This window comes from Paenarthrobacter nitroguajacolicus (assembly GCF_007786235.1).
In the GTDB taxonomy this organism is placed as follows: Bacteria; Actinomycetota; Actinomycetes; order Actinomycetales; family Micrococcaceae; genus Arthrobacter; species Arthrobacter nitroguajacolicus_A.
Map to the genome: position 1 here is coordinate 118,802 of NZ_VNFK01000002.1, position 18,946 is coordinate 137,747.

15 protein-coding genes are annotated in these 18,946 nt (G+C 63.9%); 10 read left to right on the forward strand and 5 right to left on the reverse strand.

Features of this window, described 5'->3' with window-relative positions:
• Positions 1–109: 109 nt before the first annotated feature.
• The 4 genes from FQP90_RS02565 (at position 110) to FQP90_RS02580 (ending at position 3,637) form a co-directional block, all read left to right on the forward strand.
• Positions 110–1,045: a 5'-3' exonuclease gene (locus tag FQP90_RS02565; RefSeq protein ID WP_208759923.1), complete on the forward strand. Its 936-nt coding sequence runs from the start codon at positions 110–112 to the stop codon at positions 1,043–1,045.
• 158 nt (positions 1,046–1,203) lie between these two features.
• Positions 1,204–1,761, forward strand: a complete 558-nt coding sequence (locus tag FQP90_RS02570; RefSeq protein ID WP_144648179.1) for a Clp protease N-terminal domain-containing protein — start codon at positions 1,204–1,206, stop codon at positions 1,759–1,761.
• A 174-nt stretch (positions 1,762–1,935) separates the two neighbouring features.
• Entirely contained in the window at positions 1,936–2,355 is a 420-nt protein-coding gene (locus tag FQP90_RS02575; RefSeq protein WP_144648180.1) for a YciI family protein, read from the forward strand.
• Positions 2,356–2,386: 31 nt separating this feature from the next.
• Positions 2,387–3,637, forward strand: coding sequence for an RNA polymerase sigma factor (locus FQP90_RS02580; RefSeq protein WP_144648181.1), 1,251 nt, complete (start codon positions 2,387–2,389; stop codon positions 3,635–3,637).
• A 48-nt stretch (positions 3,638–3,685) separates the two neighbouring features.
• Here FQP90_RS02580 and FQP90_RS02585 read toward each other — a convergent pair whose 3' ends face one another.
• Both FQP90_RS02585 and FQP90_RS02590 read right to left on the reverse strand, forming a co-directional pair.
• Complete coding sequence (locus FQP90_RS02585) at positions 3,686–5,371, reverse strand: acyltransferase (RefSeq protein WP_144648182.1); 1,686 nt, start codon at positions 5,369–5,371, stop codon at positions 3,686–3,688.
• 132 nt (positions 5,372–5,503) lie between these two features.
• Positions 5,504–6,397 (reverse strand): helix-turn-helix transcriptional regulator, encoded by an 894-nt coding sequence (locus tag FQP90_RS02590; protein WP_144648183.1) that lies wholly within the window; start codon positions 6,395–6,397, stop codon positions 5,504–5,506.
• A 130-nt stretch (positions 6,398–6,527) separates the two neighbouring features.
• On the opposite strand from FQP90_RS02590, the gene FQP90_RS02595 reads away from it, so the two are divergent.
• Together FQP90_RS02595 and hrpB are read left to right on the forward strand one after the other, a co-directional pair.
• Positions 6,528–7,571 (forward strand): NAD(P)-dependent alcohol dehydrogenase, encoded by a 1,044-nt coding sequence (locus FQP90_RS02595; RefSeq protein ID WP_144648184.1) that lies wholly within the window; start codon positions 6,528–6,530, stop codon positions 7,569–7,571.
• Positions 7,507–10,278, forward strand: coding sequence for an ATP-dependent helicase HrpB (gene hrpB / locus FQP90_RS02600; RefSeq protein WP_144648185.1), 2,772 nt, complete (start codon positions 7,507–7,509; stop codon positions 10,276–10,278). Before FQP90_RS02595 ends, hrpB begins: the two co-directional genes overlap by 65 nt.
• 10 nt (positions 10,279–10,288) lie before the next feature.
• Here the strand turns inward: hrpB and FQP90_RS02605 are convergent, their stop codons facing one another.
• Entirely contained in the window at positions 10,289–11,920 is a 1,632-nt protein-coding gene (locus tag FQP90_RS02605; protein WP_144648186.1) for an amidohydrolase, read from the reverse strand.
• A complete protein-coding gene (locus FQP90_RS02610; RefSeq protein ID WP_144648187.1) occupies positions 11,910–13,367 on the reverse strand; it encodes an APC family permease in 1,458 nt (485 codons plus the stop codon). Before FQP90_RS02610 ends, FQP90_RS02605 begins: the two co-directional genes overlap by 11 nt.
• Positions 13,368–13,526: 159 nt before the next feature.
• Here FQP90_RS02610 and FQP90_RS02615 point away from each other — a divergent pair, with 159 nt between their 5' ends.
• From FQP90_RS02615 to FQP90_RS02625, 3 genes are all read left to right on the forward strand, one after another.
• Positions 13,527–14,144, forward strand: coding sequence for a TetR/AcrR family transcriptional regulator C-terminal domain-containing protein (locus tag FQP90_RS02615; RefSeq protein ID WP_144648188.1), 618 nt, complete (start codon positions 13,527–13,529; stop codon positions 14,142–14,144).
• A gap of 68 nt (positions 14,145–14,212) precedes the next feature.
• Entirely contained in the window at positions 14,213–14,953 is a 741-nt protein-coding gene (locus FQP90_RS02620) for a M50 family metallopeptidase (protein ID WP_144648189.1), read from the forward strand.
• A 101-nt stretch (positions 14,954–15,054) separates the two neighbouring features.
• Positions 15,055–17,145 carry an elongation factor G-like protein EF-G2 gene (locus FQP90_RS02625; protein WP_144648190.1) on the forward strand — a complete coding sequence of 697 codons (2,091 nt, stop codon included), beginning with the start codon at positions 15,055–15,057 and terminating at the stop codon, positions 17,143–17,145.
• Positions 17,146–17,148: 3 nt separating this feature from the next.
• On the opposite strand, the gene FQP90_RS02630 is transcribed toward FQP90_RS02625, so the two are convergent.
• Entirely contained in the window at positions 17,149–17,814 is a 666-nt protein-coding gene (locus FQP90_RS02630) for an alpha/beta hydrolase family protein (protein ID WP_144648191.1), read from the reverse strand.
• A 99-nt stretch (positions 17,815–17,913) separates the two neighbouring features.
• Between FQP90_RS02630 and ligD the strand changes: the two genes are divergently transcribed.
• Positions 17,914–18,939: a non-homologous end-joining DNA ligase gene (gene ligD, locus FQP90_RS02635; RefSeq protein WP_144648192.1), complete on the forward strand. Its 1,026-nt coding sequence runs from the start codon at positions 17,914–17,916 to the stop codon at positions 18,937–18,939.
• Positions 18,940–18,946 lie beyond the last annotated feature (7 nt).

An 18,946-nucleotide genomic window follows, 5' to 3' on the forward strand; every position in this document is an offset into this window, starting at 1 on the left:
CACACAATGGTAATCCTGCTCACATCGGTGTTCAAGTCTTGGCGCCCTGTTCCGACTGAATCGGGTTGGTTCCTTCGTAATGGACGGTCGGCGTGTCAGGATCGGGGGTATGCCGCGACTGATGCTCCTGGACACCGCTTCGTTGTATTTCCGTGCTTTCTATGGCGTGCCGGATTCCATCCGTCGGCCGGACGGAACACCGGTCAACGCCGTTCGCGGACTGATGGACATGATTGCCCGCCTCACCACCGACTACGAGGCAACGCACGTCGTCGCCTGCTGGGACAACGATTGGCGCCCGCAATGGCGGGTGGACCTGATCCCCAGTTACAAGTCACACCGGGTGGCCGAGATCGTGGCGGACGGACCCGACGTCGAGGTAGTCCCCGATCCGCTGGAGGCGCAGATTCCCATGATCCGACGCGTACTGGCTCTCGCTGGCATCGCGGTGGTGGGTGTTGATGAGCATGAAGCGGACGACGTCGTGGGTACCTACGCAACCCAGGCCCGCATCCCCACCGATGTGGTGACAGGTGACCGCGACCTCTTCCAGCTCGTAAACGACGACCGTGACGTCAGGGTCATCTACACCGCCCGCGGCATGAAGAACCTGGAGGTACTCACCGAGGTTGCAGTGGTGGGGAAGTACCGCGTCCTTCCGCAACAGTATGCAGACTTTGCCACACTCCGAGGGGATGCTTCGGACGGTCTCCCCGGCGTGGCCGGGATCGGCGAGAAGACAGCAGCGTCCCTCCTCGGCGAGTACGGTTCGCTGGATGCCCTGCTGGAAGCGGCTGAAGACCCCGACGGCGGGTTGTCGGCTACCGTCCGAGCCAAACTTTCAGCGGCGGCGGATTACCTTAAGGTGGCGCCCGCCGTCGTCAACGTTGCGCGGGACCTGAAGGTCCCCACGCTCGAGGACGCGGGCGCCGAACTGCGTCCCGTCGCTGGCGAGGCGCGGGCGGAACTGGAGCAGCTGGCCGTCGACTGGAACTTGGGCGGATCGGTCAAGCGCCTCCTCGATGCCTTGGATCGTGTTCACTGAAACAGCTCCATTTCACAGCCCCGCCCTTGCATTCACAGCACAATCAAAGGTTCGCAACAGCGTGGACTGGGGTGGCCCTCTCATGGTGATAAGAGGACGGCACCATCGACCGTCCCTCAGACACCAGCCGTACCTAACGGCTCATTGAGGAGAGGTACATGTCGAAAACCAAGAGAATTACGCTGGGCGTTGCAGCAGGAGCGCTGGCGTTGGGTGCAGGAATGGGCGTAACCAGTATGGCCACAGCGGCCACCACCCCGTCGCCCAGCGCTACCTCGTCAGCAGATGCAACCACCCCTTCCGATCGCGGCGGCAAGCCAGGCGGCCACGGACATGGTCGTGACGGTGGCCAGATTGCCACTGAGCTGGCCACCAAGCTCGGCGTTGACGAAGCCAAAGTGACCGAGGCGCTCAAGGCCTTCCGTGAGGCCAACAAGCCCACCACGCCGCCAACCGGGGGCGCGGAGGGTACCAAGCCGGACCGTTCGGCGCAGGACGCAGCCCTCGCCAAGTCGCTGGCCGAAGCGCTCGGCGTTGACGAGGCCAAGGTGACGACGGCCCTGGAGGAAATCCGTGCCGACAGCCAGGCCCTACGCGCTGCTGCGCTGAAGACGCGACTCGATAAGGCCGTCACGGACGGCAAGCTGACCCAAGCCGAAGCCGATGCTGTGACCAAGGCAGTTGAAGCGGGAGTCATCGGAGGAGGCGGCCGGTAGGGCGCCACCCACGGCCGTAACGGATGAAAAGGGATCCCCTGGGTACGCTCGGGGGATCCCTGTTCATCACTGCCGGAAACTTTTCCAGGGTGTTGTCGATTTGTCCTCGCACTGTTCGACCTATGGATGAGAAGGTCGAAAGGCGACCTTCCACAACACAGGAGATTGATCCAAATGGCCAAGTACATGCTGATCATGCGGGCAGACGACGACTCATACGCCAAGTTCCAAGACATCGACTTCAACGAGATCCTCGAAGCCATGGGAAAGTTCAACGACGAACTGATCCGCGCCGGCGTCCTCCTCGCAGCTGAAGGGCTGGACGACGCCAAAGATGGCGTGGTGGTCGACTTCACCGGCGAAACTCCCGTTGTCACTGACGGCCCCTACGGTGAAACAAAAGAACTGTTCGGCGGTTATTACATCCTGGATGTCGCGTCCCAGCAGGAAGCGATCGAATGGGCTAAGCGGGCACCGATGACCTCGGGAACCAAGACCGAGATCAGGCGCGTCACCAGCATCGACGAGTTCCCCCAGGACAACGAATGGATCCAAAAGGAACGCGCGTGGCGCGAGCAGACCGGGCAACTCTAGGCCCACTGAACAGCCGTAGGCAGCAGCCGAATTGAGCCGCAATGAGGCAAGGGCCGCCGTCGAAGCTGTGTGGCGTAGTGAATCTGCCCGCATCGTCGGCGCCCTCGCCCGCTACACGGGGGACTTCCCGCTGGCCGAGGACCTTGCGCAGGAGGCACTCGCGGAAGCGTTGGTGTCATGGTCGGTGAGCGGCATTCCGGCTGAGCCGGCGGGTTGGCTCCTGACCACCGGTCGGCGGCGTGCCATCGACTCGTTCCGGCGGCGTGCCCTCCGTGATGAAAAGTACGCCCTACTGGCGCACGACCTGTCCGAGGAGGCACCGGGCGTGGACACTTTGTTCAACCCTGACGCCATCGACGACGACGTGCTGGCACTCATGTTCATTTCCTGCCACCCGGTGTTGTCCAAGGAAGCTCGAATCGCCCTGACGCTTCGGGTGGTTGGTGGCATGGGTACCGACGAGATTGCCAAGGCCTTTCTGGTCCCCGTTCCAACTATTCAGGCGCGCATTACGCGTGCCAAGAAGACGCTTGCGGCGGCCCACGTCCCGTTTGGCGTGCCGGAAACAGGCGAGATTCCTGAGCGGCTGGGGTCCGTTCTGCAAGTGGTCTACCTGATTTTCACCGAGGGTTCGTTCGCCTCCGGCGGTGATACTTGGATGCGGACAGAGCTGGCCAATGAGGCCCGCCGACTTGCCCGTGTGTTGGTGCGGCTGGCCCCTGAGCCCGAGGTGTTCGGGCTGTTGGCGTTGATGGAATTGACTGCGGCCCGCTTCCCGGCGAGGCTCGACGCTGCTGGACTGCCAGTGCTTCTGGAAGACCAGGATCGACGGCGGTGGGACCAGTCCGCCATACGGCGAGGCAGGGCGGCGCTTGCGACGGCCGTGGCGGCGGGCCGGGGTCTCGGCGCCTATGGACTGCAGGCCTCGATTGCTGAATGCCATGACGTGGCGCGTACGGCGGGGGAGACGGACTGGCAGCGGATTGTGATCCTGTATGAAGCACTTGGCCGACTGACGCCGTCGCCCATCATCGAATTGAACCGCGCCGTGGCAGTGGCCATGGCTTCGGGCCCAGCCTCGGGCTTGGAACTCCTGGATGCGCTTCAGGTCAGGGGTGAGCTGGACGGTTCCCACCTCGTGCCGACAGTGCGGGGTGAGTTGCTGTCCCGGCTTGGCCGCTACAGCGAGGCGAGGGAGGCCCTGGCTGAAGCCTTGGACCTCTGCTCGAATGCCGCCGAACGCACATCCCTGGAACGCAAGATCGCCCACTTGCCCGAGTAGTAGGTCACGGATTCACCTATGTGGAAAACACTGGCTTGTTGTCTCCGTTTACAGAGTCGGCAGATAGTGGGCAGGCTCAGGGCGGTGAACTCCGCGGGGGCGGTAGCCCAGGGCTTCGGCGCCTCCGAGAAGGTCGGCGAGGTACCAGATGATGGCGAGCCACATCTCTGTGCCTTGTAGCGTTGACAGGTGTTGGTTTCCGCTTTCCGGCGCGATGCTGAAGGCCATCCCTTCCCCAGCACGCCACCAACCCAGCGCCTGGCTGAGCTGGCCCCGTGCCCAGGCGTTCGCCTCGTCCCGGCGATGATTGGACTGCTTGGCCGCGAGCCACAGGGGATGGGCAACATCCAGGACGTTGCAGGCATTTTGCCTACCCGGGCCGAAGTACCGCGGATCCGCCGAGTGCTCCAGCACGGTGTCCACGAGCCGTTCGACGTACGGCACAGGCAACCCAAACTGAGCGAAAGTGCCACGCGTCAGGCGGTAGTAGCCGTTGACCACCTCGAGGCGGGTGTCGTCCGTGGGAGTGCCCCACGTCCCGGCAAGCGGATTGGCATGGGTCATCAACCAACCGAACAAGGTATTCAGTGACCCCGGAGAACTGCCGTGGTTCTGTGTGAGGTTCCAATAGGCAGCGGTTCCCCATGCATCAACCCACGCACCTGATTCCCACGCTTCCTTTCGCCAGGGAAGGGAGTCCATCTGAGCCACCAGCGACGCAGGGTCGGTGTCCGCCACCGCGTGAATCGGGTGCACGAACCGGCTTCCTGCGAGGTCCAGGGCATACCCTACGGAGAGCACATGGTAGGTCGCCGGGCCAGCGCCGAATCGAAGACCTCCAGCGGAGGCCGGCCCATCAAGCCCGAGTTCCGGCACGAGGCCAGTCACGGGATCCTGAAGGCCTTGGAGTCGACGCACGTGTTCTTCCCGCGAAAGTTGCGGAGGAACAGAGCCCAGGAGCAGGTCCGCGATCTCAATCGCGTCGCAATGTGCCCTTACTGTGGGTTCCACGCCGGGTCGGTCCAGGAACTGACCATCGGCAGCGGGCCTCCAGCTGCGCGCGAGAATCGTTGGGGCGTCGGCGCGCGCCGTATTGGCGAAGGCCGCAAGCGCGGAGCGCATCCTGTCGTCAGCTGCTGGTGGTTGGGCGGCTGGCTTGGCACCGGAGGTATCCCGCCGATCCCGGATCCTACGCGCGGGATTACCACCCACCACGGACCACTCCGGAACGTTTTTGGTGACTACGGCACCCGCGGCGAGGACGGCGTGTGACCCAACGGTGACGCCATCAAGGATCACGACGTTGGAACCGATCCAGACGTCGTCTCCAATGGTGATGCCTTTGCTGGTGAGCGGCTGCCTGAACACAGGCTCAGACGGGTCCATGGAATGGTTGAAGCCCAGGATGGATGTGTGTGCGCCAATCCGGACACCGTCGCCCATGGTGATATTCCCACGGACCACCGTGAAGGCATTGATCGTGCAGTCGTCGCCAATGGTGATGGAGCCAGTGACGTATGCATGGGCGGCGATGAACGAGCCGACGCCGATCGAGAGTGTGTCTGTATCAAGATTGGCCAGTGGGGACAGGAAGGCCCGCTCTCCAAGGAGGATGCCCAGCCGTTCAGCAATGCCCTCTTGGTACTCGAGCTGCGCCTCGCGCTCGGAATCCGCGGCTGAGCCCCAGAACGTCCAGGGCGAATAGTCGTACTTAAGATCGTGCCGGGGATTCACGTTGTTGTCTCCGCAATCAGGGATAGGGGCCACATGGCTGGAACGGGAAAGCGCTTGCCATCATTATTGGCTGGCCTACAAGCCCGGTCAACGCCTGGCCGCTAAACGATCAGAACTGAAAGGGCCAGGTGGTCACTGGCGAAGGTTCTGGCGCACGACTTCTGACGACTGCGGGGTCAGCTGGGTTGCCGCCCAACTCGCAAGCAGAGTCAGGGCATCAGCGGTGCCCGTGCCGGGCTCAGCGTTGTAGACCGTGAGGGTCAAGCCGGAGTCGGCCGATAGTTCAAGGGCTTCATAGAGTAAATGCAGGTCTCCCACGATCCGGTGCCGGAAGTGCTTCTTCCCGGTGTAGTGCAGCCGGACGTTGTGGGAGGCCCAGCGGACCCTGAATTCCTCGCTGCGGGTGGAAAGTTCGCCCACCAGGTCGCTGAGTCCGCGGTCGTAGGGATCTCGGCCTGCCTCTGTACGCATGATGGCCACGGTGTCGTTGGCTGCTCGTTCCCAGTCCGTGTAGAAGTCGTGGCTGCGGGGGTCGAGGAACAGGAAGCGGGCATGGTTGGGCGGACCGGCGGGGCTGTCATGGATATCGGCGTAGAGTGCCCGTCCCAAGGCGTTGGTGGCCAGAATGTCCAAGCGTCCATTTCGGACAAACGCCGGTGACTGCGTGATCGCGTCCAGCGTGAGTTGCACTCCAGGTCGAATGGCTTGCTTCCGCACCGGTCGCCGCCGTGCTCTGCCGCCGTCGCTCGCTGCCCGGGCGAGGTCGTACAAATGCGCCCGTTCTGCGTCATCCAGTTGCAACGCGCCAGCCAGTGACTCCAGGACGCTTTCCGAAACGCCTGAGAGGTTACCGCGCTCAAGACGCGTGTAATACTCCACGCTCACACCAGCAAGCATGGCTACCTCACCGCGTCGTAGCCCCGGCACGCGCCTGTTCCCGCCGTAGGCGGCGAGCCCCGCTTGTTCGGGAGTGATCTTGGCCCGCCGAGTGGCCAGGAAGTCGCGCGTCTCAGTCCGGTTGTCCATGCTTCCAAATGTAGGCGTTTTGACCTGCTGAGGGAGTCCCTGCCATTACCCCTAACAGCAGTAACTCCTTTCACCCAGGGAAAGAGGGTTAGATGGAAAGCATCCACAACGTTCACCACGCAGGAGAAACATGCCTACCGCTAACGCTTACGCTGCCCCCTCGGCTACGGGCGACCTGACCCTCACCACTATCGAACGCCGCGACGTCGGCCCCAACGACGTCAGCATCGACATCAAGTTCGCCGGCATTTGCCACTCTGACATCCACACTGTGCGGGGCGATTGGGGCCCACAGCAGTATCCGCTGGCGCCCGGCCACGAAATCGCGGGCATCGTCACCGAAGTTGGCTCGGATGTCTCCAAACACAAGGTGGGCGACCGGGTTGGCGTTGGCTGCATGGTCAACTCGTGCAAGGAATGCAAGCATTGCCTGGCCGGGGAAGAACAGTACTGCCTCAACGGAAACGTCGGTACATATGGGTCCGTTGACCGTGACGGCACCATCACCCAAGGCGGCTACACCAGCCACGTCGTGGTTAACGAAGACTTTGTTGTCACGATCCCGGAAGGCCTGGACCTGGACGTCGCCGCGCCGCTGCTGTGTGCCGGTATTACCACCTACTCACCCCTGCACCACTGGGGTGCCGGCCCCGGCAAAAAGGTTGCCGTTGTTGGTCTTGGCGGCCTTGGCCACATGGCCGTGAAGCTCGCCCACGCCATGGGCGCGGAGGTGACAGTCCTCTCACAATCCTTGAAGAAAATGGAGGACGGTCTCCAGCTGGGCGCGGACCACTACTACGCCACCAGCGATCCGTCCACGTTCGAACAGCTCGGCGGGACGTTCGACCTCATCATCAACACGGTCAGTGCGTCCATCGACATCAGCGCCTACCTGCAGCTGCTGACGCTGGATGGCACGCTTGTCAACGTTGGTGCTCCGGCGGAGCCGTTGCCGGTGAACGTTTTTTCATTGATCACCGGTCGTCGCCGTTTTGCCGGTTCTGCGATTGGCGGCATCCGCGAAACGCAGGAGATGTTGAACTTCTGCGCGGAGCACGGCCTGGGTGCCGAGATCGAGGTCATTCCGGCCAGCAAGATCAACGAGGCCTATGAGCGTGTGCTCGCCTCGGACGTCCGCTACCGCTTCGTCATTGACGCCTCCACCATCGGCTAGAAGCCACGGCACCACCGATCAGGCCGCGCTCCCTCACGGGGTCGCGGCCTTTTCGGTGCCGCGCAACAGGGACAATGGACAGGTGACTTTCAGACTGGACACCATGGGGACGGGGCTGGTCTTTGCTGATTCCCTCAAGGACCTGGCTGCGGCCCTGACAGAACAGGGCGACGGCGGCACGGCAGTAGTGCAGGCGCCGCCCGGCACGGGCAAGACCACGTTGGTGCCGCCGCTGCTTGCCAATCTTCTGGACCAGCGGCACGGTGTTCGGCCCCGTGTCGTCGTCACCCAACCCCGACGTGTTGCGGCCCGTTCAGCCGCTCGTCGCCTTGCCGTGCTGGACGGCAGCCGCCTTGGCGACCGCGTGGGTTATACCGTCCGCGGGGAAAGCAAAACGAGCCAGGACACGGTGGTTGAATTCGTCACACCAGGCATACTCCTCCGACGACTCCTCGCCGACCCCGGACTTGAGGACATCCACGCCGTGGTCCTTGATGAGGTGCATGAGCGTGGACTGGAAACAGATCTGCTGGTGGGCATGCTCGCCGAAGTCCACGAACTTCGCGGCGACCTCATGCTCGTCGCCATGTCGGCCACCCTTGACGCACCGCGTTTCGCCGCGCTGTTGGGAGGAAGCACCCACGACGGCGGCGGGCCGGCTCCCGTTGTTGACTGTCCCTCAGCGTTGCACCCCTTGGAAGTGGTATGGGTTCCGGGCAGGGAACAGAGGCTGGATGGCAGGGGAGTGGCACGGGCCTTCCTCGATCACGTCGCCCGCACGGCGGCCGCGGCGCACGCGTCAGCGTTGCTGCTGAATCCCGATGTGGACGCCTTGGTGTTCCTTCCAGGCGCGCGTGAAGTATCCGACGTCGCCAGCCGCCTCCGCGCGCAGGTGCAAGGAGGCGTTGAGGTACTTGAATTGCATGGCCAGATCGGCCCGGAGGCCCAGGACCGCGCCATCTCCGGCCGGGAACCGGGAGGCCCGCCACGGATCATCGTGTCCACGTCGTTGGCGGAATCCTCGCTCACTGTCCCGGGGGTGCGGCTGGTGATAGATTCCGGGCTTTCCCGCGAACCCCGCCGCGATGCGGGGCGGGGGATGACGGGCCTGGTAACGGTCTCCTGTTCCCGCGCATCCGCTGATCAGCGGGCGGGCCGCGCTGCGCGACAAGGACCCGGTACGGTAGTTCGCTGTTACGACCAACAGGCTTTTGCCGCTGCTCCCGCACATCAAACCCCCGAAATTTCGGTCGCGGACCTGACCGGTGCTGCCTTGGTTCTTGCCTGCTGGGGCGCACCGGGAGGCCGTGGCCTTTCGCTTCCTGACACACCGCCCCGGACGGCCATGGACGATGCCGTTGAGGTCCTCCGGGAGTTGGGTGCCGTCGCTGACGATGGGGTAGCCACCGCCTTGGGCAAAACCTTGGCGCGGGTCCCTGCCGACCCCCGGCTTGCCCGCGCCCTGATCGACGGAGCCGCGGTGGTGGGCCAGCGCGCAGCGGCGGAAATCGTCGCTCTCGTGGCAGGTGACCATCGGGCACCAGGGGCTGACCTGACCAAGCTGCTGACGTCCCTTCGTTCCGGTTCCGACCCCGGCAGGCGGCGTTTCACTGAGGAGGTGAAGCGCATGGAGTCGATAGTGCGGCAGGAAGCGGCCGCCGTCGAGCGTCAGTCCTTGGTCACTGACGTCACCGCGGTGGAGGCTGCTGGACTTGTAGTGGCCTTGGCCTTCCCGGACCGCGTGGCTCGTCGTGTTCCAGGCGATGGAACCACCACGTACCTGTTGTCGTCGGGGACGCGGGCCGGCTTGCCGGCAGGAAGCCCGTTGTCCGGCCAGGATTGGCTCGCCATCGCCGAAGTGTCGCGCGCCCAAGGCCGGGACGCTGCCGGAACCGGGGCGGTCATCCGTGCGGCGGCCCCATTGTCTGCTGAACTGGCGGAAGCTGCAGCGCCGGGGCTGCTGGAAGAAAGTGTGCAAGCGGCCTTTGGGCAGGGACGGGTGACTGCCCGACTGGAGCGACGCTTGGGAGCGATCGTCCTCTCATCCACGCCCGTTCGCGCCACCCCGGAGGCAGGACGCCAGGCCGTCGCCGAGGCACTCGGAAAGTCCGGACTGTCCATGATCGGCTGGTCAACCTCCGCTGATGCCCTGCGGCGGCGGCTCGCGCTGTTGCATCGTGAGCTCGGCCCACCGTGGCCCGACGTGAGTGAATCGAGTCTGTTGGCCAGGCTGGAGGAGTGGCTTGCCCCTGAACTGGAGGCCATGGCCACGGGCACCCCCGCACGATCCATCAACCTCACGGACCCACTGCGGCGCCTTCTGCCTTGGCCGGAGGCCACCCGCCTGGACGACCTGGTGCCTGAACGCTTGGCGGTGCCCAGCGGTTCTCGCGTGCGGATCGACTACCCGGAGGCTTCCGATGGCAGCAGTCAGCCCGACGGCGGCCGGCCTGTGGTGGCGGTTAAGCTCCAGGAGTGTTTCGGCTGGGACAGCACCCCTCATGTGGTGGACGGCAGGGTGCCGGTGCTGTTCCATCTGCTGTCCCCGGCAGGCAGGCCGCTGGCCGTCACGGACGACCTCGCGTCGTTCTGGTCCGGGCCCTATGCGCAGGTCAGGGCCGAGATGCGTGGGCGCTACCCCAGGCATCCCTGGCCCGAAGACCCGTGGACTGCGCCTGCTACGGCCAAGACCAAAAACCGTATGTAGTTCCTTCCGGCTACGCCAGACGTTCCAGCAGGAACTGAATTTCGCCGTCCACGAAGGTCCCCAGCACGCTGCTGGCGGCGAACTCGTCCGGATCCGCGGTCAAGGGATCGAGTTCGAACGCAGTGAAGTCTGCGCGCTTCCCTACTGTGATCGAGCCTGAGACGTCCCAGAGCCCGGCGGCCTTGGCCGCGTGCGAGGTGTAGCCCTCAAGGGCTTGGAGTGCACTAAGGGCCTGTGACGGCGCGATGGGTTCCTGCTCTGGCGCTCCGGAACGGCGCCGCAGCTGGGCATCGGCCATGATCGGCAGGGGCTCATAGGGAGCGATCGGCCAGTCAGAGCCAATGCCCAGGGTCACTCCGGCCTCGCGAAGATCCCGGCACCGCCACGCCCGGTCGGCACGCTCCGCCCCGAGACGCGTGGACCAGTTATCGCTGTGGTCGGCGAGGGAGTAATGCGTGCAATGCGTCGGCTGCATGCTGGCGACCACACCCGTTCCCTTGAAACGGTCCACGAGATCATCCGGCACGGTCTCCAGGTGCTCGATCCTGTGGACGGTCCCGCGCAGAATGTCTGCCGGCACAAGACCCCGCAGTGATTCCAAGGCATCCAACACGTGTTCCACTCCTGCATCACCAATCGCATGCGTCGCCGTGGGGATGCCGCGGGAAGCGAAATACTGGACAGCGCCCGTGTATTCCTCCGGCCGTGGCCAGAACGGTGCCGTGGACTGGCCATACAGGTCCGGTTCGTAGAGCCAGGCAGTGCCATTATCCACGGTTCCATCGACGAACAGCTTGATGGCTTCAATGGACCAGCGTCGGCCTCCCGTGCCAATGGTCCGGGCAAGTTCTTTCCACTCGCCTTCGCCGCTGCCCGGCATGCACCACGGTGCCGTACGCAGCCGTAGCGGCAGTTCGCCGTCGTCTTCAAGTGCCTGCAAGAGCGCCGACGATTCGTCACTGTGGTCCATGACATGGCCACCGGTCAGGCCCGAGCGGGCAAAGTCACGCAGGAGCGCGCCGAGCCTGCTCTTGCGCTCGTCGAATGGTTCCTTGGGTATGTGGCTTTGGACCAGCTCCATCGCGGCGGCTTCGATGAGGAATCCGGTGGGGACGCCGTCACTATCGCACACCACTTCCGACGCTTGCTCGAATTCGTACCGGCCGTGGATTCCGGCCACGGCCAGTGCACGACTGTTGGCCACCGCCGAGTGCCCGTCGAACAGCCGGATGAATGCGGGCTTACCGTCGCTGACGTCGTCCAGCACGTTGCGGTGCAGAGGCGCTGTACCGAAAGCGTTCGGGTTCAGTCCCCACCCGCGCAACCAGTCGACGTCGCGCGCTGCTTCTGTCCGCAGGAGCGCACGGACTTCCTCCAGCGTCGACGCGCTGGAGAGGTCCACGCCGATAGTGAGGTCCAATCCGAACACTGGGTGGATGTGGCAGTCCACCAGGCCCGGCGTCAGGGTTGCGCTGCCGAGGTCCACCACGCGCGTGCCGGTGGCCTGCCAGTCCAGTGCGTCCTGGCGGCTTCCGACGGCGGCTACCACCCCACCGCTGACGGCGACTGCTTGGAGGGGATGGGCATGGTGGCTGTCCAGCGTGTGGATGGTGTCAGCAAGGACGATGAGGTCAGGAGTCATGGGTTTCGAAGCTTCCAATTCGGGCGAAGTCGTTGGGACGGTTGGCGCGCAGCCTTCGGGCGAGGAGCAGCCCTACCAGGAAAACGGTGGGCGCCACCAGGAGAAGGATGGTGTTGGTCAGCGCGTCCGCGAAGGTCAGGAGCTCGATATTGACGGCGATCAACGCCACCACCCCGAACAAGAGGACGGCCGAGGCAGCGCTGACGGGTATGAGGAACCGGTTGGTGACCGCAGCTGCATTGCGGCGCAGGTAGATGAACGCTGCGACGGACACCAGCCCTTGCAGCGCGACGATCCCTACGATGCCTGGGGTGTTGACCCAGATCAGCAGGTGCTTGTAGGGGTCGGCGCCGGCAATGGCGCAGATCATGATGACGATGGCGGCCAGGACAGTCTGGATCTGCCCGGCACGGTGCGGCGACTTGTACCTGGGGTGGGTCCTGCCGAGGAACGCCGGTAGGATCCCATCCTTGGCGAGCATGTAGACGTAGCGGTTGATGGCGTTGTGGAAAGCCAACTGGGAGGCGTACACGCTGGTCACGATGAGCACATACATGACCACCTCGGCCCACGGGCCCACGTACTGGCTGATGGTGGCGAAGAACATCCCGTCGGCGAGCTCTCCCGCTGCACTCACCACGTTGCCGTCGCCATAGGCCTGGATAACGGTCCAAACGATGAAGGCGTAGAACACGGACATGAAACCAACGGCGATGTAGGTTGCCCTGGGGACGGACTTGTCCGGATTACGTGCTTCCCGGCGGTACAGCACCGTTGATTCGAATCCCATGAAGGCCGCGAAGCAAATGGCCAGGATCGCGAGGACGCCAGGGGTGAAAGCGTGCTCCGGGGCGAACGATCCGAAGCTGATGCCTTCCGCGCCACCTCGCGCCAGGATTCCGACGCCCATGATGGCAAGGATCGCCGTCTCGGCGATGAGCAGAATCCCCAGGACTTTGGCTCCGACGTCGATGCCGCGGTAACCAAGGAGCCAGACGGCGGCAATAGCCACCAAGGCGACGGCCGGCCATGGCACGTCCAGGCCGAACAGTGTCAGCAGCATGGCCTGGGTTTGGACGGCGAACAGACCATAGACGCCGATTTGCAGGCAGTTGTAGGAAACGATGGCCAGGACCGCCGCGGCCAGTCCCACTGTCTTGCCCATGGCCAGCGTGATGTAGGTGTAAAAGCCGCCGGCCGCTTTCACATGCTTGGTCATCGCCATGAAGGAAATGGCAAAGACGAGCAGGACCGCGCCGGCAATGATGTAGCCCATGGGGGCGCCGATGCCCCCGATGCCAATGGCTACAGGCGCCACGCCGGCCATCACGGTCAAGGGCGCTGCTGCGGAGATCACCAGGAAGGCGATGCCACCGGTGCCGATCGCGTTCCGTTTGAGTCCATTTCCAGCATCCGCTGCTGGAGGTCGGGTTTCGAGGTCAGGCATGGGGGTCCTCTGAGTTCATGGGGAGGGAAGTCTTCACAATGAGCCGAACGCTTAGCGAAAGGCTTTCGTTTATGGTAGGTCCTTGTGACCGGCGGCACAATACCTTGACGCAAAGTTCTGGCTAGAGTCGTAACAACAACCTTGAATGGAGACACCCGTATGGCACGCCCGCTGGTCCCGCTGATATCCATCGATGCCCTCGTCACTGCCGCCCTGGAACTGGTGGATGAAGCGGGGGACTTCAGCCTGCCAAAGCTCGCAAAACGCATCGGGGTCAGCCAGTCCTCCATCTACAACCACGTCAGTGGCCGGGAAGAGATCCTTGAGCTGATGCGGGGCCGGATTATCTCCGAAAGCCCCTACGCCCTCAAAGACGGAGAGGACTGGGAGGCGGCCCTGCGCGCCATCGTCCGCAGCTATCGTGACGCCTTCGCCCGCCATCCCAAACTCGCGCCCCTGCTGGTGCTCCAAACCGTCCAGGATGACCAGGTCCTGGCGCTCTACGAAAATCTGGCGGTGGCACTCGAAGGGGCCGGCTTCCGTGGCCAAGACGTCGTTTCGGCGATCTCCACCATTGACAGTTTCGCCTTGGGCTTCGCACTTGACCTCGCAGCGCCGGACGTTGTGTGGGCCCCACCAGCACAGGGTTATCCCATGCTCACCCGCGCTTTGGCGGACGCAGGACCGTCCGGGGAGCGCGGCGAAGCCGCCTTCGACTTCGGACTGGAAATACTCGTCGCGGGGCTGCGTTCCCGCCTGCAGACGACAGTGCTGTGATCGACCACAGTGCTGTGAACTACGTCGGTCCTGTGAATGACGTCGAAACTGTGAATGACATCCAAACTGTGAATTTCGCACAGACCTGGTGGGACGCAGTGGTCCGAGGATTTACGGATACGCACACCACGGAGGTCCCTTTACCTGCCCTGCTGGCTATCCTCGCATGCGCTGTGATCCTGAGCATTCCCCGCGTTACCTGGCGATGGTTCGGCCTGTATGTCACGTTCGTCCACGAGCTCGGCCACGCCTACGCTGCACTCATGACCGGACGTTTCGTCCACGGCCTCAGAATAGGGCTTGACCATTCGGGACGCCTCGTCAGCAGCGGAAGGAGTGCTTTCGGCGCAGCATGGTCCGGCTTTTGGGGTTACCCGGCGCCTGCTGTCGTCGGGCTGGCCCTGATCGCCGCATTTGCCTTAGGCCGATCCGGCGCGGCCATGTCCGTGGGAGCCGTGGTCCTGCTCGTCTCCCTGATCTTCCTCAGGAACCTCACCGGGATCCTGGTGGCCGTCCTCAGTGCCGGCGTTGCCCAGGCCCTGATCCTGTTTGCGACTCCCACTACGGTCAACTATGTGGTGCTGGCGCTTGGAATTGCGCTTTCCGTGGGCGGCGTCCGCGACCTGATGAAGCTCGCGGGTGTTCACACCCGCCGCCGCGACAGGCTGGCAGCGTCCGATGCCTTCATTCTTGGCCGTACCACGGGCGTCCCGGCGTTCGTTTGGCTGGCAGGCTTCACCGTGGTGATCGCCGGCTGTGCTGCAGTCTCTGCCTGGTTGTTGTGGGGCATGCTTTCCTCCAGCAGTTGAGCCCTTGCCCTGTGGTCCCTTGAGGGTGTCCAATCCTCTTTAACGTTCGAACCTCTTCGACGTTCGGACTCCATACTGGGATACACCACCAGGAGGTGCCCATGTCCGTGAAGGGCACGCGCGAAACTGCCAAGGCCACAGGGTCGGGCACACCCGAGGCCCGACGAAGTGACAACGGATCGGTACTGGCCGCAAGCGATCCTGCGAAGATTCGCAACGTTGCGCTGGTAGGGCATTCCGGCGTCGGCAAGTCGATGCTGGTGGAGGCTCTGCTGGCTGCAACCGGAGCCATCAACAGGATGGGATCCATCAGTGAAGGCACCACCGTCAGCGACTCCGATCCGTCCGCCATCCATCAACAACGTTCCGTGACGTTGTCAGTGGCACCGATCCTCGTAGGGGACATCAAGGTCAACCTGATCGACACCCCCGGCTACACTGACTTCACCGGCGAACTGCGCGCTGGCTTGAGGGCCGCCGATGCGGCCCTTTTTGTTGTCTCCGGAAATGACGGCATCGATGGTGCCACCATCGCCCTCTGGGGCGAGTGCGAAAAGATCCGCATGCCGCGCACGGTGGTGGTCAGCAAACTGGACCATCCGAGGGCCGACTTCAGTGCCGCCGTCGTGCGTTGCCAGGAAGCCTTCGGCGACGGCGTCCTCCCGCTCTACCTTCCGGCTGAAGGCAACCAGGGTCTAATGGGGGTCCTGCACAGCGGCAGCGACCACGAGGCTGTTGAGGAAGCAAGGGGGCCGTTAATCGAGGGGATCATTGCCGAGAGCGAGGACGAAACGCTCCTGGACCGTTACCTTGGCGGGGAGGAACTGCCATTGGCGGACCTGATCACCGATCTGGAAACGGCCGTGGCGCGGGGCAGCTTCTTCCCTGTCATGCCGACATCGGCCGAAACAGGCCTCGGCCTCCCCGAACTCATGGCCCTGATGACCGATGCGTTGCCGTCACCGTTAGAACGTACTCCTCCGGCAGCCATGAAACTCGATGGCTCCTCCCTGAAAGCGCTGGATTGCGATCCGGCAGGACGTCTCGCCGCAGAAGTTGTTCGGACCACCGTGGATCCCTTTCTTGGCCGCGTGTGCCTGGTCCGCGTCTTTTCGGGGACCCTGCGTGAGGATTCATCCATCCATATCGGCGGCAGGGGACTGGCAAACAGGGGGCACGAGGACCACGACGCCGATGAGCGCCTGACGCACCTCTACTCACCTGTGGGCTCCAGCCTGAAGGCCGTTCCACAGTGCATTGCGGGGGATATCTGCGCCATCAGCAAACTCACCAGTGCCGAAACGGGGGACACCGTCTCCGATCGGGAAACGCCGCTGCTGATCGAAACATGGAACATGCCGGAGCCCCTCATGCCGATCGCCATTGAAGGTGCCTCGCGCAGTGATGAGGATGCCCTTGCCAAGAGCATTGGAAAAGTGGCGGCAGCCGATCCTACACTTCGGCTGGAGCGAAACCAGGACACCCATCAGCTCATCCTCTGGTGCATGGGCGAGGCCCACGCGGACGTGGTGCTGGACAGGCTCCGCGGGCAAGGAGTCAAGCTCCAGACCGTGGACGTGATCACTCCTCTCCGCGAAACGTTTGCCACCAAGGCGACGGGCCACGGCCGCCACGTCAAGCAATCCGGCGGCCATGGCCAGTTCGCCATCTGCGACATCGAGGTGGAACCGTTGGCCCGCGGCGAGGGATTCACGTTCACGGACAAAATCGTGGGCGGCGTCATCCCGGGAACCTTCGTCACGTCCGTGGAGAAAGGCGTGCGCTCACAGATGCTCAAAGGGGTGTCAGCAGGATTCCCCGTGGTGGACATCAAAGTGACGCTGCTGGGTGGAAAGACCCACAGCGTTGACTCGTCCGATGCCGCGTTCCAGGCAGCGGGGGCGCTGGCGCTGAGGGAAGCGGCTGCGGCGGCGAAGATCCAGCTCCTGGAACCTGTGTCCTCGGTGGTCGTCAGTGTCCCCGATGAGCATGTGGGGGCCGTGATGAGTGACTTGTCCGGGCGGCGGGGACGCGTCACCGGAACCACCGCGGATGAGGGCGGTGGAACGGAGATCAGCGCAGAAGTGCCGGACCAGGAGCTCCTGCGCTACGCCATCGAACTTCGGGCGCTGACAGCAGGGACCGGCCGGTTCCGGCGTTCCTACCTCCGCCATGACCCCGTTCCTAGATAGCCCCTAGGAGTGTGTCCGCAGGAAAGCGGCCACCGCGGGAGCGAGCGACGCGCCCACTTCGGCCGGGGTGCGCTTCACGCCCTTGACCGCGAACGAATGGTCGCCGCCCTCGCTCCACTGAAGTGTCGCCGTCGGGCCTATCTTTTCCACCACGCTCTCCAACAGTGAAGGCGTGGCGAAGGTATCCCGAGTGCCTTGAAGGAAGAGCATGGGCGCCGTGACACCGTACAGGTGTTCATCGCGCAACTTCTCTGGCTTACCGGGAGCGTGCAACGGATAGCCGAGGTACACCAGCCCGCGGGCGGGCATGCCTTCGGCCACTGCCATGGATGCCATGCGCCCGCCGAAGGACTTGCCGGCGGCCCAGAGAGGCTCGGTATCGGATAGTTCCGCGGCTTTGTCCATCACGGCCCGCCACGTGGCGATGGCCAGCGGTGGACGGTCCGGGAAGCGCCTGCCTGCTTCGCGGTAGGGAAAATTGAAGCGCAGCGTGGCCACACCTTCGTCGGCCATTGCTTCGGCGAATCCGCGCAGGAACGGGTGTTCCATCCCGGCGCCTGCCCCGTGGGCCACCACCAAGGTGGCAAGAGGCTGTTCCGGCCGGATATGAAGGCCCGATACTTCGGTCTCGCCGACGGCAATGGTGACGGATGGTTCTGGTTTTGGCATGTATCCATCATGCTGCAGTCACCGGCGTGCTTGGGACGCGCGGCACAAATGCAGTGGTGAGTGCTGACGCGGGCCGCCACTTCGGGGTAGCTTGTGCCCATGGCGAGCGAAGCAACCACTGTTACCGTGCCCGGTCCCCACGGCCCCCGGGAGGTTCGAATCTCCAGTCCCAGCCGTGTGATGTGGCCTGAGGCAGGACTGACCAAACTGGACCTGGCCAACTACCTCATCGACGTCGGGGAAGCCTTCGTTACGGCGAACGGCAACAGGCCCATCAGCCTCCAACGCTATTCCGGCAACATCGAAGGGGAGATGTTCTTCTCCAAGAATCCACCCAAAGGCGCCCCGGAGTACGTCCGGTCTGTTCCGGTGACCTATCCCAGCGCGCGTTCGCATCCACAACTGGTCATCGACGAACCAGCTGCCGCTGTCTGGGCAGCCCAAATGAACACGGTGGTGTTCCACCCGTGGGCGTCGCGGGCCGATGATCCCGACAACCCTGACCAGCTTCGCATCGATCTCGACCCGCAGCCGGGGACGGACTTCGATGACGCCATTCCGGCCGCGCTGGAACTCCGATCCGTGTTGGAGGAGGCTGGGCTGACGGCCTTCATCAAGACCTCCGGCAACCGTGGACTGCACGTGTACGCGCCCATCCACCCCAAGCACGAGTTCCTGGACGTACGCCACGCAGTGATCGCCGCTGGACGCGAGTTGGAGCGCCGCATGCCGGAAAAGGTCACCACTGCATGGTGGAAGGAAGAACGCGGATCGAGGATCTTCGTGGACTTCAACCAAGCCAACCGGGACAGGACCATCGCCGGGGCGTACAGCCCCCGTGCCGTGCCCACGGCGCAGGTATCCTGCCCGCTTTCATGGGACGAACTGGAGAGCGCCGACCCTGCAAAATACACCATCGCAACGGTTCCCGATCGCCTGAAGACCATCGGCGACCCTTGGGCTGGCATGCACCAACAGCACGGCGACATCGACGTACTGCTTACGTGGTGGGACCGCGACGTCCGGAACGGACAGGGCGAGATGCCTTTCCCGCCCGAATTTCCCAAGATGCCGGGCGAGCCCATGCGCGTGCAGCCGAGCCGGGCCCGCAAGCCGGAGGAGTAGACCCAGG

What these genes read in the sequence shown, in the direction of transcription:
- FQP90_RS02565 (WP_208759923.1), top strand. Translation starts at nt 110, where the DNA reads ATGCCGCGACTGATGCTCCTGGACACCGCTTCGTTGTATTTCCGTGCT.
- FQP90_RS02570 (WP_144648179.1), top strand. Translation starts at nt 1,204, where the DNA reads ATGTCGAAAACCAAGAGAATTACGCTGGGCGTTGCAGCAGGAGCGCTG.
- FQP90_RS02575 (WP_144648180.1), top strand. Translation starts at nt 1,936, where the DNA reads ATGGCCAAGTACATGCTGATCATGCGGGCAGACGACGACTCATACGCC.
- FQP90_RS02590 (WP_144648183.1), bottom strand. Translation starts at nt 6,397, where the DNA reads ATGGACAACCGGACTGAGACGCGCGACTTCCTGGCCACTCGGCGGGCC.
- FQP90_RS02595 (WP_144648184.1), top strand. Translation starts at nt 6,528, where the DNA reads ATGCCTACCGCTAACGCTTACGCTGCCCCCTCGGCTACGGGCGACCTG.
- hrpB (WP_144648185.1), top strand. Translation starts at nt 7,507, where the DNA reads ATGAGCGTGTGCTCGCCTCGGACGTCCGCTACCGCTTCGTCATTGACG.
- FQP90_RS02605 (WP_144648186.1), bottom strand. Translation starts at nt 11,920, where the DNA reads ATGACTCCTGACCTCATCGTCCTTGCTGACACCATCCACACGCTGGAC.
- FQP90_RS02610 (WP_144648187.1), bottom strand. Translation starts at nt 13,367, where the DNA reads ATGCCTGACCTCGAAACCCGACCTCCAGCAGCGGATGCTGGAAATGGA.
- FQP90_RS02615 (WP_144648188.1), top strand. Translation starts at nt 13,527, where the DNA reads ATGGCACGCCCGCTGGTCCCGCTGATATCCATCGATGCCCTCGTCACT.
- FQP90_RS02625 (WP_144648190.1), top strand. Translation starts at nt 15,055, where the DNA reads ATGTCCGTGAAGGGCACGCGCGAAACTGCCAAGGCCACAGGGTCGGGC.
- FQP90_RS02630 (WP_144648191.1), bottom strand. Translation starts at nt 17,814, where the DNA reads ATGCCAAAACCAGAACCATCCGTCACCATTGCCGTCGGCGAGACCGAA.
- ligD (WP_144648192.1), top strand. Translation starts at nt 17,914, where the DNA reads ATGGCGAGCGAAGCAACCACTGTTACCGTGCCCGGTCCCCACGGCCCC.